The organism is Chitinophaga sp. CC14, assembly GCF_048957795.1.
Taxonomy (GTDB): Bacteria; Bacteroidota; Bacteroidia; order Chitinophagales; family Chitinophagaceae; genus Chitinophaga; species Chitinophaga ginsengisegetis.
On record NZ_JARBFY010000005.1, the window covers coordinates 174986 to 190756 of the forward strand.

14 protein-coding genes and 1 riboswitch are annotated in these 15771 nt (G+C 46.8%); of the genes, 2 read left to right on the forward strand and 12 right to left on the reverse strand.

Going from position 1 to position 15771, the window contains the following annotated elements; all coding sequences use genetic code 11:
• Positions 1–6: 6 nt before the first annotated feature.
• The 7 genes from PV783_RS20255 to PV783_RS20285 form a co-directional block, all read right to left on the reverse strand.
• Entirely contained in the window at positions 7–792 is a 786-nt protein-coding gene (locus tag PV783_RS20255) for a helix-turn-helix domain-containing protein (protein ID WP_079472979.1), read from the reverse strand.
• Positions 793–796: 4 nt separating this feature from the next.
• A complete protein-coding gene (locus tag PV783_RS20260; protein WP_420989354.1) occupies positions 797–2212 on the reverse strand; it encodes an aldehyde dehydrogenase family protein in 1416 nt (471 codons plus the stop codon).
• Entirely contained in the window at positions 2209–3099 is an 891-nt protein-coding gene (locus PV783_RS20265; RefSeq protein ID WP_420989355.1) for an oxidoreductase, read from the reverse strand. Before PV783_RS20265 ends, PV783_RS20260 begins: the two co-directional genes overlap by 4 nt.
• Before the next feature lie 85 nt (positions 3100–3184).
• Complete coding sequence (locus PV783_RS20270) at positions 3185–3775, reverse strand: hypothetical protein (protein WP_420989356.1); 591 nt, start codon at positions 3773–3775, stop codon at positions 3185–3187.
• Positions 3772–4668, reverse strand: a complete 897-nt coding sequence (locus tag PV783_RS20275; RefSeq protein ID WP_420989357.1) for a DUF6515 family protein — start codon at positions 4666–4668, stop codon at positions 3772–3774. Before PV783_RS20275 ends, PV783_RS20270 begins: the two co-directional genes overlap by 4 nt.
• A gap of 451 nt (positions 4669–5119) precedes the next feature.
• Entirely contained in the window at positions 5120–5695 is a 576-nt protein-coding gene (locus tag PV783_RS20280; protein WP_111579778.1) for a Crp/Fnr family transcriptional regulator, read from the reverse strand.
• Positions 5696–5988: 293 nt separating this feature from the next.
• Positions 5989–8349, reverse strand: coding sequence for an ABC transporter permease (locus PV783_RS20285; protein WP_420990655.1), 2361 nt, complete (start codon positions 8347–8349; stop codon positions 5989–5991).
• A gap of 313 nt (positions 8350–8662) precedes the next feature.
• Between PV783_RS20285 and PV783_RS20290 the strand changes: the two genes are divergently transcribed.
• The gene (locus PV783_RS20290) at positions 8663–9505 is read left to right on the forward strand and encodes a universal stress protein (RefSeq protein WP_420989358.1); all 843 of its coding nucleotides are present in this window, start codon (positions 8663–8665) and stop codon (positions 9503–9505) included.
• A 25-nt stretch (positions 9506–9530) separates the two neighbouring features.
• Positions 9531–9627: riboswitch (TPP riboswitch) on the reverse strand.
• A gap of 139 nt (positions 9628–9766) precedes the next feature.
• Here PV783_RS20290 and PV783_RS20295 read toward each other — a convergent pair.
• The 5 genes from PV783_RS20295 to PV783_RS20315 form a co-directional block, all read right to left on the reverse strand.
• Positions 9767–10378, reverse strand: coding sequence for a response regulator (locus PV783_RS20295; protein WP_079472971.1), 612 nt, complete (start codon positions 10376–10378; stop codon positions 9767–9769).
• A 111-nt stretch (positions 10379–10489) separates the two neighbouring features.
• The gene (locus PV783_RS20300) at positions 10490–11707 is read right to left on the reverse strand and encodes a lanthionine synthetase C family protein (RefSeq protein WP_420989359.1); all 1218 of its coding nucleotides are present in this window, start codon (positions 11705–11707) and stop codon (positions 10490–10492) included.
• A 109-nt stretch (positions 11708–11816) separates the two neighbouring features.
• On the reverse strand, positions 11817–12002 hold the full coding sequence (locus PV783_RS20305; protein WP_111579775.1) for a hypothetical protein: 186 nt from the start codon (positions 12000–12002) through the stop codon (positions 11817–11819).
• A gap of 32 nt (positions 12003–12034) precedes the next feature.
• Positions 12035–12217 (reverse strand): hypothetical protein, encoded by a 183-nt coding sequence (locus PV783_RS20310; protein WP_079472968.1) that lies wholly within the window; start codon positions 12215–12217, stop codon positions 12035–12037.
• A gap of 15 nt (positions 12218–12232) precedes the next feature.
• Positions 12233–12394: a hypothetical protein gene (locus tag PV783_RS20315; protein WP_159454461.1), complete on the reverse strand. Its 162-nt coding sequence runs from the start codon at positions 12392–12394 to the stop codon at positions 12233–12235.
• Between the two features lie 257 nt (positions 12395–12651).
• Between PV783_RS20315 and PV783_RS20320 the strand changes: the two genes are divergently transcribed.
• A complete protein-coding gene (locus tag PV783_RS20320) occupies positions 12652–15765 on the forward strand; it encodes a lantibiotic dehydratase (RefSeq protein WP_420989360.1) in 3114 nt (1037 codons plus the stop codon).
• Positions 15766–15771 lie beyond the last annotated feature (6 nt).

A 15771-nucleotide genomic window follows, 5' to 3' on the forward strand; every position in this document is an offset into this window, starting at 1 on the left:
CCTTTTTTATACCAGCGTCGACGGCGCCACGCCAAACGTCTTCTTAAAAGCAAAAGAAAAGTGCGACAAATCTTCAAACCCTACTTCAAGATATACATCTGATATTTTCCTTCCTTTTTCCTTAATGAGATAGTAAGCTTCCTGGAGCCGCTTCTGTTGCAGCCAGCGGCTGGGCGAAGTATGAAAAATCTTTTCAAAATCGCGTTTAAAGGTGGCGAGGCTTCTGCCGGTCAGATATGCAAAACGTTTTATTTCTACATTGAAGTGATAGTTTTGCTGCATAAAAGCTTCCAGGTCTATTTTGCCTGGCTCTGTAAAATCGAACAATATATTTTTGAGTGCAGGATTTACTTTCAGCAGGATGAGAATAGCTTCTTTTAGTTTCAGGGCTGACAGGTTATCGTTATCCGGTTCGTTCAGCTTTTCGTAGGGCTGCAATGAGGTCACATAACTTTGCAGCAGCGGGTGGGGTTTCAATTCCATCACGGTTTCACTGTCCACCTGTTTATCGGCAGTGTAGCCATATTCCATACTGAAATTCCGCAGGGTGGTTTCATCGAGGTAAACGGAGATTGTTTTAAACTCACCATTTTCCGGAGGTTGTTTAAAGAATTTGAGCAGCTTGTTCCGTCTGCAGAAACGGAATGTTCCTTCATCAAAAGTTTGTGTGCGTTGCCCGTCGTTGAAGGTAATGGCACCGGCGATCTGATAACTAAAAACGTGTACCGGAACAAACTGCTCTCCTTCCCTGCTCCTGTTCACATAACAGGAATAAACAATTTCCTTCGACATAATATTATAGAATGATGGTTTTCGGTTCAAGGTATTCTTCCAGTCCGTACGCGCCAAACTCCCTTCCGATACCTGATTGTTTAAATCCTCCGAAAGGCGCCAGGGGATCATGGTTCAGTGTATTGATCAACACTCTTCCTGCTATAATTTTTCCCGCTATTTCCCTTGCTTTCTTTTCGTTGGATGAGCTTATGTACGCCATCAGGCCATATACGGTATCATTAGCAATATCGATGGCTTCATCGGTTGTTTTGTAAGTTATCACGGACATAACCGGCCCGAATATTTCTTCACTGGCGATCCGCATATCCCGTGTAACCCCTGTAAACACCGTTGGCTGTACGAAGTTCCCGGCTTCCAGTCCTGCGGGCTGTCCTACCCCGCCTGTCAGTAATTCCGCGCCCTGATCGATGCCCAGTTGAATATACTGCTGTACGCGGTCGTATTGTTTCCTGCTTACGAGCGGGCCTATGGTCGTTATTTCGTTCATAGGATCGCCTGTTTTCACGTTTGCCACAGCTGTTTTCAGCAGGGCCTTTACTTCTTCCAGTCGTGCTTCCGGTACCAGCAGCCGTGTGCCTGCGATGCATGCCTGTCCGTTGTTCATAAAGCAGGCCGCTACTGCCATTGGAATGGCGGTATGAAAGTCGGCATCATCGAGGATGATATTGGCCGACTTGCCGCCGAGTTCCAGTGTGACCCGTTTCATGGTATCTGCTGCGCCGCGTGCGATCATTTTGCCTACGGCAGTAGAGCCGGTGAAAGAGATCTTTGCAATATCGGGATGCAGCGTAATTGCTGATCCTACCACGTTGCCGGGGCCATTTACGATATTGAATACACCCGGCGGCAATCCTGCTTCATGAAGCGCTTCTGTTACAATCTGCGTTTGAATAGCGCTCATTTCACTGGGCTTGATAACGGCTGTACAACCAGCCGCGATAGCCGTAGCCAGTTTATTGCAAATATAGCTGGCATTCGCATTCCAGGGCGTAATAATTCCAACTACGCCTAATGGTTCCATGACCACTTCGGAGGTTCCTGCTTTGCGGGTGAATGAGAAATCTTCCAGTACTTTTTTATAATGCAGGAAGCTGTCGGCTGCCAGTTGATTGCTGGACAGCGCCCGTTGCCTGGGTGCGCCGTATTCAATGATGGATGCTTCCACTAAATCCGGCAGTCTTTTTATCATTGCGTCGTGCAGGCGTTGGAGGTAGTTGCTCCGTTGCTGCACGGTAGTTTTTGAGAAAGTGGTGAAGGCTGCCTTTGCCGCGGCGATGGCCTTGTTGACATCTGTTTCATCGCCCAGTGTTACCCGTCCTATCTGTTGGTTGGTAGTGGGATTAATGAGATCGAAGGTAGTGGCCCCATGTGGTGTCACAAAGGCGCCGTTGATATAAATCTGATCTATTATTTTCATGATTGTGCTGTTTTTGTAGCGAACTTATCTGCTGCAGTTGTTCCGAAAAAATCTACTGCATCGTTGTGATCAGTAGACCTGCTAACGGGCAGCCATTTTTCAAATTCCGTTTGTCGTGTAGCATCTGCCTGTTTTAAAATTCCTGCTGCTTCGCTGCCTAAAACGAGATGTACCGGTGGCGCGGGATGATCGGCCAATTCCACCATTACTTTCGCTGCTTTTTCAGGATCGCCTACCGGTACATAATTGCCTTCGCGGAGATATTTTATCATCCAGCCAACGGTAGGTTCATAGTCTTCGATAGGTGTGGCGAAGGTCATGGAGGCGCCGCCCCAATCTGTGCGGAAGCCGCCGGGTTCCACAGCTGTAACGAAGATGCCCAGTGGGGCTACTTCTTTGCCCAGGGCTTCCGTGAATCCACCGAGGCCAAACTTCGCCGCCTGGTAGATGGTGAGGCCGGGGTTTCCTACGCGACCACCAATGGAGCTGATCTGGAGAATACGGCCGGCGCGTTGTTGGCGCATGTGCGGCAATACCGCCCTGGTAATAGCGATGGGCGCATAGAGATTTGTTTCCAGCTGACTACGCACCTGTTCTTCCGTGAAGGCTTCCGCTGCGCCGGTGATACCGAAGCCGGCATTGTTTACCAACACATCAATTTTGCCGAAGTGTGCGATGGCTGTATCTACCGCCTGTTGGATCTGTTTACTATCTGTTACATCGAGTTGTATAGGCAGTAGCTGACCAGGGTATTGTGCGGCAAGGTCGTTTAACTGTTCGGGGTTACGGGCGGTACCAGCCACCAGACCACCATTTGCGAGGACTGCCTGCGTAAGACTGCGGCCGAGGCCCCGTGAGCTTCCTGTGATAAACCAAACTTTTGTCATGAGTATTGTTTTTGTTTAGGCAAAGGTCGGGGGGAAATGGTTGCGGGATTTTGTTGCAGGGCTCAAATGTAGTTTGTCGGGAGGCTCAGGTATTTCTTATTTTTTCCAATGCAGCGGCGCTGCCTTTTCCCAGTCGCCGTAGCATGGTAATGGTTTCTGATACGCTGATGGGCAGGTAGCGAACATCCTGTTTCTCCCTGGCGCAAATCGTACCTGAAGAAGGAGTTGGCGCCGAAGGAAAGAATATAGAACAGTAGTGCTCTGTTTCGTCTACCACAAAACAAATAACTTCATTACCATCTATCAGTACGGTAGCAGGTTTCCAGGTAGAATCATGGCTATTGGTAAGTTTGTCGGTGGAGAGTGCCTGCAGATAAGAATATCCGGGGATGTGTACCAGGATATCATCTTCCAGAATTCTTTTAAAACGCCGGGCAATGCTGGTATGCATAAAGATACCGGCGAGAAAACAAAGTAACAGGAGGATGAGAATGGCTAGCAGGGTTTCCTTCCCGATGCCGGGGATCTGAACAGGCAGCCTGTGGGCAATGGGCGTAACCACCCGCTTTATGAGGCTGCCTGCTTTAAGAAGCACTGCTATCACTACAAACAGGGGGATCAATAATAATGCCCCACCGACGATAGTTACTTTTATGTAGCTGATGAAATTTTTCATTGTGCACCATCTTCCACCTGTACTACTTCATACTGGCTTTTACCATCGAGATTTACCGGCTGGTAGTAGGTTTCTCCTACCTTGACATAGGTTTGATCGCCTACTTTTACCTCCTGTCCACCAGATGGCAGGTTCTGCACAACTGCGCCTGCGGGCGGAGGAACAACCTTGTACTTACTACCGTCTTTCTCATAATATGCCCCACCGTAATAATAGTTAGTTACATTATTCACCACTACCGGCTGCGCACCTGACGGCACAGTGGTGATGGTAGCTCCTACCGGCGCCTGTACAACAGTGTAACCATTATTGGCCTGCTGATACCACACGCCCTGATCGTAGTGGTACTTTGCATTATTAAGGCTCACAATGATCGCAGTAGTAGCCAATGTAGCAATAAAGAATCCCCACGGATGCCAAACGGGTCCCCATACATAGGGTCTGTAAGGATGATAATAATAAGGATGGTATGCGTAATATCTCCGTCCGCCGTAGGCATATGGCGGCCTGCGGTAGGTATTGATATTATTGCGTCGTACTACGGTGTTGCGGTTGTTGTGTACATTGATATCCCGGCTGTTATCAATATTGATATTTACATTCCGGCTGTTATTATTGACACGGTTGCCGTTATTGCGGTTAACGGTATTGTTTTGTGGCCTGTTGACCGGGCGGGTTTGTTGCTGTGCGGGCCTTGCCGGCCTGGCCGTTTGCGCGGGTCTTGCCGGCTGAGCCGGGCGGGTTCTGGCTGGTGCATTTTGCGGTGTGCGGGCAGGTCGGTTCCTGGCCGGCGCCCCTCCCCGTCTCCTTTCCTGGGCAAAGCCTTCAATGGGTTGTATAGCCGTAAAGGAAATGAACAACAGCCATATGGTGAGGTTCCTGATAGCTTTCATATGAGTGGTTTATTAATGAGGGAATATTATTTTGAGGGTGCTGTCTTCTTACTAACACCGGAAGTGATCAATTTGTTAATGGCAGATTGTTAAGGGGGTTTTATGCGGGGAGAACAGCCTCCCGTATTCCTCCACCCCGAAACGGATGGAGGAAAGGGAGAGCTTACCACTTTAATTGCACGCCCAGTACAATCAAGAGCGGTGAAGTGGGTTGTTTGGTTGGTTGGGTTATTTAATGGATGAATGAAATTCTTGTTCCATGCGATTGCCTCTTCAATATCTGGTATTGAATCAATGTCCTGTTAATTGGAAGTAAAGATTGATTGTAGCTACTACGGGATTTCGTCTTTTAAAAAGATAATGGATTTGTTGCTTTGATAATGCTTGATAAGTGTTTAGCGCTTCGGGATCAAAATTAGGGGATTTGGATTGAATTGTCGTGTGACAAATGTCAATAAATTATTCTCGATGAAGATCTTATTCTTGAGAGCGTTTCCCTCGAAATCCCAAGATAAGAAGCTATATATGCCGATGGAACTCTCTTAATTAATTCCGGATGCTTTTGAAGCAGGAAGTCATATCTGTCAGAGGCTTTCTGTTTTCTCATTGCCAATAAACGTTCTTCACTTCTACAATAATAGTATTCAGTAAGCTTTCGTCCGATAATATTAAACTCAAGAGAGTGCGCATAAAGATACATGAGATCATCATAATGGATGTATGCCAATTCACAATCTTCCAATGCTTCAATTGCTTCATGACTCTTGCTCCTCTCAAAGAAAGATAAAACTGATACAATAAAATCATTGTCCATCATAAACCAGCTTGTAACGTCTTCTCCATCCTTATCATAGTAAGCCCTTAAAAGTCCCTTTGATACAAAAAAGAGATGATCACAAACATCCTCCTGCTTCAACACTATCTGTTTCCTTTTAAATTCCGCGAACTGTAGCTTGTTGGATATCTTAGCTTTTAAGTCGTCAGAAACAGGCCCCAACTGCGAGAGTAAAGTGAACAAGGCTTCCATTGTGGTCAGTTATTTTGAGGTGAGTGATAATTTAGATTATAAATATAATAAAAATCAGGGCATTACACCTACCGGATATATCAATGGAAATCATTTAACCTGAGTTGTAATCCAATCACTCCACCTTCAAACTCGCCACCGGATTCGCCATAGCTGTCTTAACCGCCTGGGAACTCACAGTTACCACAGCAATAAGCATCGCAGACACTCCGGAAATCATAAACGCTCACCAACTTACATGAATACGATAGGAAAACTAATACCTGCCCGTCATGCTATTATTTATTATTTAGCTACTCTGCCTTCAACGACCTCACAGGATTCATCCTTGCAGCTTTCAGCGCCAGCACTCCTACCGTGAGCAAAGCAATAATCACCGCTGCCAATCCTGCGAGGCCAAATGTCCACCAGTGGATATCTACCCGGTAGGCGAAGCCATTCAGCCAACGGTGCATACCCCACCAGCCCAGCGGCGTTGCGATCACGATGGCAATGAGTACCAGCTTAATAAAGTCGCCGGATAATAAACCGACGATGCTGGTGACAGATGCACCCAGCACTTTGCGGATGCCTATTTCTTTCAGGCGTTTTTCGGTGGAGAAAGTAGCCAGTCCAAATAAGCCAAGACAAGCGATCAATATAGTAAGCGTTCCAAAGGCGGCAAAAATTTCTCCGAAGCGGAGGTCTTTCAGGTATTGTTCGTTGAACGCCTGATCCAGGAAGCTGTATTTAAAGGGCCTTTGTGGTTCCAGCTCATTCCAGGTATGTTCCAGTTCCGAGATGGTTTTGTTTACCTGTGCCGTTTTAATACGCAGGGAAAGCCTGTTCAGTACATAAGACGGCGCCATTCTCAACGCCAGCGGCTCTACTTTTTTGTGCAGCGACTGGTAATTGAAATCCTTTACAACGCCGATAACGGTGCCTTTACGGCCCCATTGCTCGAATTTTTTCCCGATAATTTCCTGCGGATTGGCATAGCCCCATTGCTTTGCAGCAGCTTCGTTAATAACCAGCGACTGCTCCAGGTCGGCCGGGAAATCGCGGGAGTATGCCCTGCCGGCGGCCATCTTCATTTCATATGCGGGTAAAAAATCTGCATCTATTTCATATAGCCCCGGGGCAAAAGATTGCATTTCACCACTTCGGGAAGCGATGAAAGTAGTTGCATTCGGAAAAAATTCTCCCGGTACAGCACGGGAAGCGGTTACAGTTATTACCGCCGGGTTGTTGGCCAGCGTAGCTTTTACAGCCTCTATGTTCTTATTTACTTTGTTATCGCCACCGTAATCAATCACCAGCATCTGGTCCTGCCGGAAGCCCAGGTTATGCGACCGCAGATGATCCAGCTGGGAAAATACAATCGCGGTGCATGCAATCAATGCAATAGATAAACTAAACTGGAATACCACCAGGCCCTTTCTCAGATGAATACCTTTCCCGGATGAATGGAACTTTCCTTTTAACACAAGGGCAGGCTTGAAACGCGACAGCACCAGCGCCGGGTAAATACCTGCGGGGATTCCCACCAAAAAAGGTGTGAATATCAGAACAATCATCATCTTCCAGGACATGAGATCACCATATGGCAAGGGCTTTCCTGAGATATTACGCACCATCGGCAGTAAAAGAAATACCAACGCAAATGCTAATACTGTGGCTAGCATGGAAATTACTATTGCTTCTACAAGATACTGGAGGATTAAACTCTGCTGATGAGCGCCCACTGCTTTTCGCACACCGATTTCCTTTGCCCTTTCCATAGACCGGGCAGTGGTAAGATTGATGAAGTTAATAGCTGCAATAAACAGGATGAAAGCGGCTACCAGCGAAAAAATATACACATTCGATAAGCTGCCGGTAGTTCCGGGCTGCCGCATTGCTTGTGAACGGAGATAAGCATTTTTCAGGGGTTCGAAAGCGATCATATAACCGATCTGGCTGGGAATACGCCGTTTTAAAAATTCAGGCACCTTTGCCGCCATCATTTTGATATCGGCATTTTCATTCAGTAAGAAATAAGTGTAGAAGTCGATATACCCCCACTCATTAAAGATATCCGGCCTGAAGCGATAAAAAGTACTCATCGACAACAATCCTGAAAACGTAAAGTGAGAATTGGAAGGCACATCTTCCATTACACCGGTAACTGTTAACGAGGTACTATCCTGATCGGTTTGAAATACCTGCCCTACCGGGTTACTGTCGCCAAAATATTTCTTTGCAATACGCTCGGTGAGTACAATACTATTGGGTGCATTTAATGCCGTTTCCCGGTCGCCGTATAACAGTTTCCAGCTGAAGATGTCAAACGTAGTAGAATCAGCAAACATCAGGTTACCTTCCTGGAAACGTTTATCTCCATTCTGCAGTAACAGGGTTATTGGGCTGGTGAACCTGGCTGTTTTTTTTATTTCCGGGAAGTCTGCCTGTAAAGCCGGTGCTACAGGTGCATTGCCCCATACCTGGTATTCATCTGGTGACGGCGGGCGCAAGTTCTCTCCGGATATCTCACGATAAGAATGCAACACCCGGTAAATCTGGTGGTAGTTTTTATGATATTGGTCGTACGACAATTCATCTTTCACATATAACACTATCAGGATACAACAGGCAATACCTACGGTTAACCCAATAATATTGATCAAAGAGTACATTTTACTCCTTGAAAGGCTCCGCCAGGCAATTTTAAAATAGTTGCTGATCATAGTTTCAGGTAATTACGACGATATAAATATACCTCCTGCCCGGCCAAAACAAATGCCACATAGCTGAAACCAGTACCATAGCGGATTTTAATAATCTGCCCACTCCTTTTTGTTCAAATATGGACACTTTTCTGTACAAAAATGGACATTACCAGCCTGGCGTCCGATTGTTAATTTTCACGGAACATAAGGTTCCTTCGATTGTTCATACAGTTATTGGCAGTAATTTCGTACTAATCTGTTTGCACCAAAACACATGCATATGAAAACAATGCTCATCCTGACGGATTTCTCAGAAAATGCCTTCCGGGCAACGGAATATGCAGCCCAGCTGGTGGATCCTCTTCAAATCAGCCGGATCGTTTTGTATCATGCTTACCAAAGCACCATTATAGGTACCGATTTACCTGTAGCCAATACCGCCAATGACCAGCAGATATATCTCGAAAGTATGGAAAACCTGGGCCTGCAGCAGGACCGCTTATCCGCGCTCACAAAAAATGTAAGGATCGACCTCATGGCGGAAGATGTTTCCCTGCCTGTTCATATCAGTACTTTATGTAAAAGTGAAGAAATAGATATTGTGGTGATGGGGGTTTCCGGCCGGTCGGGCCTGGAGAAACTATTACTCGGCAGCACTACTTCCATGATGATACAGGAAAGTACCGTACCTGTACTCATCGTTCCCAACAGCACACTGATTGGCAAACCCATAAATTCCGTGGTATTTACTACCGACCTGAAAGACCATGCCTCCATACCGGCGCATCAGCTCTATGAGTTCCTGGATGCTTTTCCCGGAGCTGCCGTACAGGTGATAAACGTTGATAAAGCCGCAGGTGAAAGTTATACCATAGAAACAAAAGAATCTATTGCCACACTGCATGATATTTTTGATAAATACAATGCTACATTTGACTATATCAATAAAGATAACACGGTGGAAGGCATCTTATCATATGCCAATAGTCACCATGCTTCCATCATTATTGTAGTGCCTAGAAAACTGGGAGTGGTCGCTTCTTTCTTCCATAACAGCATCTCCAAAAAACTGGCGTATGATTCCAATATACCATTGTTATCCTTACCGGCGGTAAAGGCATAAAAAAAGCTCCGGTTGTGGCCGGAGCTGTTAGTTGTTTCGTTTTCCCTACGCTGGCATTACCCAGATCAGGTGCTTGGGTTTGATCTCAGATCTGTTTTACCAGACCACCCCATTCTGAAACATCTGATAATAAATGTCGAAAAATCGTGCCAGTGAAAAAGGGCTGTTTTCCGGTATTTTCCTGGTAAAAATCTCTACAGGATGTAAAAAATGTGCTGCACCACCGTGAAAAAAATCCCTGTTTATATGCACGAGCCTGGCTCAGATCAGCACTTTATTATCTACGGCACATTTTATGAGCATCGCGGTATTCCGTGCGTTAAATTTGCCAAGCAGGTTCCGGCGATGACTATCTACCGTATCTGAACTGATAAATAGCTTTTCTGCAATTTCATGATTGGTATGGCCGTTGGCAATGAGCCATAACACTTCCTTTTCTCTTTTGGTTATATGTAACGGCAGCAGGTCTTTTTTAAGCACCTGTTTTAATTCTGCAGATAGATAGGTGCGCCCGGAATATACGTCGTGTATGGCCCGCAGCAGTTCTTCTTTATCGGCATTTTTCATCAGGCAGCCACTTGCACCGCTGTCCAGCATCCCGGCAATACCGCTGTCGTTTTTATGGTAACTTAATCCCAGTACCGCCACATCGGGGTACCGTTTTTTAATGCAGGCACAAAGTTCTGCGCCACTGATATCGGGCAACAGGGTATCCAGTAGTACTACGTCGGCGGTGTGCTGATCGAGGAAATGAAGACAGGATAATCCGTTCCTGGTTTCACCTGCCAATTGAATATCTTTTTCCCTGCTGAGTAAAGATCGCAATCCTTCGAGTATCAATGGATGATCATCAACGAAATATAAACGGATCATGGTTTTTCTGTTTGCTGTAACGTCTGTATGCGATGGCATAAATAATATCGGGCGAACAACTGAAATGCTCATTTACTATGTATGTAATATAGTAAAAAAATCAAGACAAGTTTAATCTATCAGCATACACTCTCCCCATGCAGGTTTGATGGAGGTATCTGCAAAGCTGATCAACGACAATCCGATGCCCGCAATACCTTCCAATACATTATGACTGTTGATATAATCGGGATGATGATAAAATTTATATCCTGCGGGCCCATCATCCCAGGTATTCATTTGCAGGGTATTTTGCAGCCAGTATCGGGAAGCATTGAGCAGTGCGGCATCGCCACCGGCGGCCAGTCCCGCCTGTTGCAGGATATGGGCAATACCTGCGCTGCCATGACATAAACAGCCATCATGCACGGCGCCGTTTTTTACATTCCTGTGCGCGGCAATATGTTTAAAAAGTTGTTGCGCTTCCTCCTGGTAATCTGTTCTGTTTAACCGCTTGCCGGCGCCCTGCAAGGTGAGGGCAATACCAAGATCACCGTAGCACCAGCCAAGCCTGCTGTGCGCATCGCCCATTACTTTATTGGCGGTGTTTACAATAGTGGGATAGCGTGAATGCGTAGCTTCAGCTGCGTTATTTTTTGTACGCAGCAGCCATTGAACACTTTGGTCTATTAACCGGCGGGAGCGTTCCTTTGCGATCCCTTTTTCATAACACCGCGCCAGCACCGAAATGATGGCAGGCACGCCATGCGCCAGCCCGAGATTGAAGAGGTCTTCGTCGGGATGCTCCTGGCTTCTGCTGGAGAAATGATCCTTCCAGGCGATGCCGCCCGGTAAAGAGATAGCGCTTTTTTCGAGATGCGCCACCAGGTTTTCCAACTGGGTAACTGCTGTGGTGGCCGGCAATCGTTCCAGGAAATAAAGCGCGGTACCAAGACCGTGATGCAGGAAATCATTCCTCCCTTCCGCCAACTCTGATGCCATAAAATCCGCTACCAGCAGATCGATGTCTGCAAAGGTATCGTCCGTATCATCTGCTTCAATAAACCCCATCGTACCCAGGTGCTGGATACACCAGGATACGCCTGCAATGCCGCTGCAGTGAGAACCGTTCATGGGTTCTTCGGATAGCGCCTGCAAACATTTTTCAATGATGTGATGTACTTTGTCCAGGTGTTCTTCATTGCCGGTAAGCTGGTAGTAGTAGGCATAAAACAAAGCTACGCCGGTATATCCTCCCAGCAGGCTGGTATTGGTATCTTCCAGGATAAATGGGTCCAGCGCTGCGCAGATCCTTTGCAGTGCGGAGGTAGCTTCTTGCTGTTGATCCATAAAATAAATTGCCGTTATAAAATATATAATGGCAAAACACGTATGCATACTGCAATACATGTTTTGCCATACAGTCAGGTTGCTGTGAATATTATCGATCCGTTATTGATCAGTAGCGACAGGAGTCGAGGCTGCAGATAGGTGCGCCCTGGCTGATGTTGTCAGTACAAATCCTGAGCGAGCACAGAACGGAACAGGTGCCGACAGTAGCCGCCATCTGTTGTCCTGTTGCATTGGAAAGACTGGCCACTTTTATTTTACCCAGACTGAGTTTTTTGCCTGATGCTTTTTTCATGACACAATTTTTTAAACAGTACAATGATGAAATTAGAAAATGCAGGAATCTTCACTGCAAACGGGTGCACCCTGGCTAAGACAGGTGATCTTAATGCTGGGCACACAAGCCAGTGACTGGATAAACTGAGCAGCTTCCCTGTTTTCAGTATTTACTTTGCTGAGGTCGGCCACTTTGATTTTACCGAGGCTCAGTTTCTTACCGGATTTTTTCATGGTTGTTCAGTTTAATTAGAAGCAAGGATCTTTGGAAATAGGTGGAGTACATTTCATAAACAGGCTGCAGCCGGTATATGTAGGTGCTTTACCATCGGCCTGTTCCTGGCTGCTGATACTGAGTTTAGCCACTTTTAATTTACCGAGGGCCAACTTTTTTACAGGTGTTTTTCTCATTTCGCAAATGTTTATGGTTGAAAAATAAATAGACAATAAGATTTGGCAGGTGTAATATTATAGGGTCATCCGAAATACAGGTTTTTATAAGATTACAGGATTGATGATAAATGTAGGGAGAAAGTAAGAATATCGGGATCACGTAAAAACGTGATTTTTCAGATAACCATGTTTAAACATCTTTTTTACCGGTTTTACGTGATACTTTGCTGTGGCAGAAAAAATTACCTTCATTTTTTTAATGTTGACCTTGCGCCATGATCAGAGCTGAAAACTTCTATGTGGTAAGAACACCGTTATTACCGGTGAATATTGTCACTCAGTTACACCATATCTCTCACGCCTCCCTTGCTCCTGTTATCAAAGCTATTTTCCGGGACGAATTCCTGCAGGAAGCTATCTATATCGCCTCTCCGGAGTTATACCAGGAATTGCAGAAGTGGCTGGCCACCGACAGCGAAAACCAGAAGCTGGCATCCGCACTGTACCGCTACCTGCTGCGGATGAGCAGCCGGTGCACGCCTTACGGCCTCTTTGCAGGCTGCGCCACCGGCGGGTTATCTGATCATACGGCTATTCAACTGAACGATAAACAGTTACATAAAAAGCATTGCCGCCTCGACATGAACTACGTGGCAGAGCTGACTGCCGCCATTACCGCCGTACCCGCTATCAGGGAACAACTGTTGTATTATCCCAACAACTCTTTATACGCTGCCGGCACCCAATACCGCTACGCGGCCTACAGCGTTAAAAATAAGATCCGCAATTATTACCTCACGGCCGTAAACTATAGCAGCTACCTGGAAAAAATGCTGGAAACAGCCAGTACCGGCGCTACGCTAACGGATATACGCAATAGCATTGTAAGCGAAGAAGAAGATATCAGCGCTGAAGAAGCCGCGGCCTTTACGGAGGAACTATTACAGAACCAGCTGCTGGTAAGCGAACTGGAACCCACCGTTACCGGCGAAGAGTTTTTTATACACCTGGTAAACCGGCTGAAAAACCTGGATCATACAGAGGAAACAACGGCCCTGCTGACAGCCATACAAAGTATGCTTAACCGGCAACAAACAGGCACCGCCAAGTATACCACCACACATGAACTGGTGCAGTCGCTGTTAACGGAAACCAGCAACAAAGACCTGGTACAAACCGACCTGTTTCTTTCCACCGAAAAAAACACCCTGAGCCATACTGTGATCAATGAATTGTCGGCCCAGGTGGCACAGCTCTGGAAACTGGCCAGCAACGACAACAACAGTGACCTGCGGCAATTTTGCGATGCCTTCCGGCAACGGTATGAAGAACAGGAAATTCCGCTCAGCCTGGCGCTGGACAGTGAAGCCGGTATCGGCTATGGCGCCCACAGCCAGAGCAATACAGATCATACACCGCTGGTAGATCATATACACGTTCCGCCGCGTAATACCGCAACGGCAAGCACCCGCAGTAAACTGCAGGACTTCCAGCTGCAGCAATTGCACCAGTGCCTGAAGGAAAATAAAAAAGTGATCACCCTCACCCGCGACCACCTGGAAAGCTTCCGGGAAAAGGAAACGCCTTCCCTCCCACACAGCATGTACCTGATGGGAAGCATTTTAAGCAACAGCGCCGCCGCTATTGATAACGGCGACTACCTCTTTGATATGAATGGCTGCAGCGGCCCTTCAGCGGCTAACCTGCTGGGTAGGTTTTGTCATGGTGATGAAGAACTCGCCGCCCATGTAAAAGCCTGCTTAAAAGCAGAAGAAGCCAGCGACCCGGAAAAAATCTATGCAGAAATTATTCACCTGCCCGAATCACGGACAGGCAATATCCTGATGCGGCCACGGCTACGGGAGTACGAAATTGTATATCTCGCCAACAGCCTCGCGCCGGAAGAATACCAGCTGCACCTCTCCGACCTGATGGTGAGCGTACAGCGTAATAAAGTAGTACTGCGTTCCCGGCGGCTGAATAAAATCATCGTACCACGGCTCAGTACCGCGCACAACTACCGGCAGGGACTACCGGTATATAAATTCCTCTGCGATCTGCAATTCCAGGACTATCATACCGGCATCGGCTGGCACTGGCAGATCCCCGGTGAGGTTTCCTTTTACCCGCGCGTGCAATACGGCAATATCATCCTCAGCAAAAGCACCTGGATGCTGCACAAAAAAACATACCCGGCGCTGGCTAAAGCAACCCCGGAAAAGTATATGGAAATTTTCCGGGAGATCCGCACCCAGCTGGAACTCCCCCGCTATGTAGTAGTGAAGGAAGGCGACAATGAACTGCCCGCCGACCTGGAAAATGAAGTGGCAGTGCAGCTGCTGGTAACCACTCTGCTTAAAAAAGAACAGGTAACCCTGCAGGAATTTCTTCATACACCTGAAAACTGCTGGATCAACGGGCCCGATGGCGCGCATACGAACGAATTTATTATTCCGCTCAGGAATATATCTTCCGAAAAAGAAAAAAAACAAACAACTGAAATAATTACCGCACATACGGCTACCCCTCAACGAAAATTCAGTACCGGCAGCGAATGGCTGTATGTTAAACTATACGCCGGCACACGGAGCGCGGAAAATATCCTGAAAGAAAAGATCCTGCCGTTAACGCAGGAGCTGATGCAGGAAAACATCATTGACCAATGGTTTTTTATCCGGTACACCGATCCCGAACATCACCTGCGGATCAGGTTCCATCATAGCACTAACCCGCATTTCTGGAGTACGGTGCTGGAAAGATTGCACGCGGTACTGGCTACTGATAGTATATACCGGATTCAAACAGATACTTACGAAAGAGAAATTGAACGCTATGGTGCCAGTACTATGCTATTTAGTGAAGCGGTGTTTCACTACGACAGTACCTGCGTAATCGGTATCCTGGATCTTTTGGAAGAAGAAGAAGGCGAAAACTACCGCTGGATGCTGGCGTTAAGAGGTGTGGACATGCTACTGGATGATTTCGGGTATACGCTCGCTGCCAAATCAGCCCTGTTAAAAATGCTCCAGAAAAGTTTCTTTGATGAATTTGGTGGTGAAAAGACCCTGCTGGTGCAGCTCAACGACAAATACCGGGAAGAGATGCGGAAAGTGAGCAGTGTGCTTGATCCCCTGCAGGATGGCGAACATGGTATTGAAGCAGCGGTGGCTTGTTTTCAGACCCGCTCTGCCCAAATACAGCAACAGCTTGCGGGTGTACAGCTTGCCAACCGCGACGACCTCCTTTGCAGCTATATTCATATGTTCCTTAACAGGATCCTGTTATCCAACCAGCGTAAACATGAACTGGTGATTTATCATTTCCTCAGCAGGTATTATGAATCAATGCTGGCCATCTCTAAAAAACAACTCAAAGCAATTACTCACTAAATACAT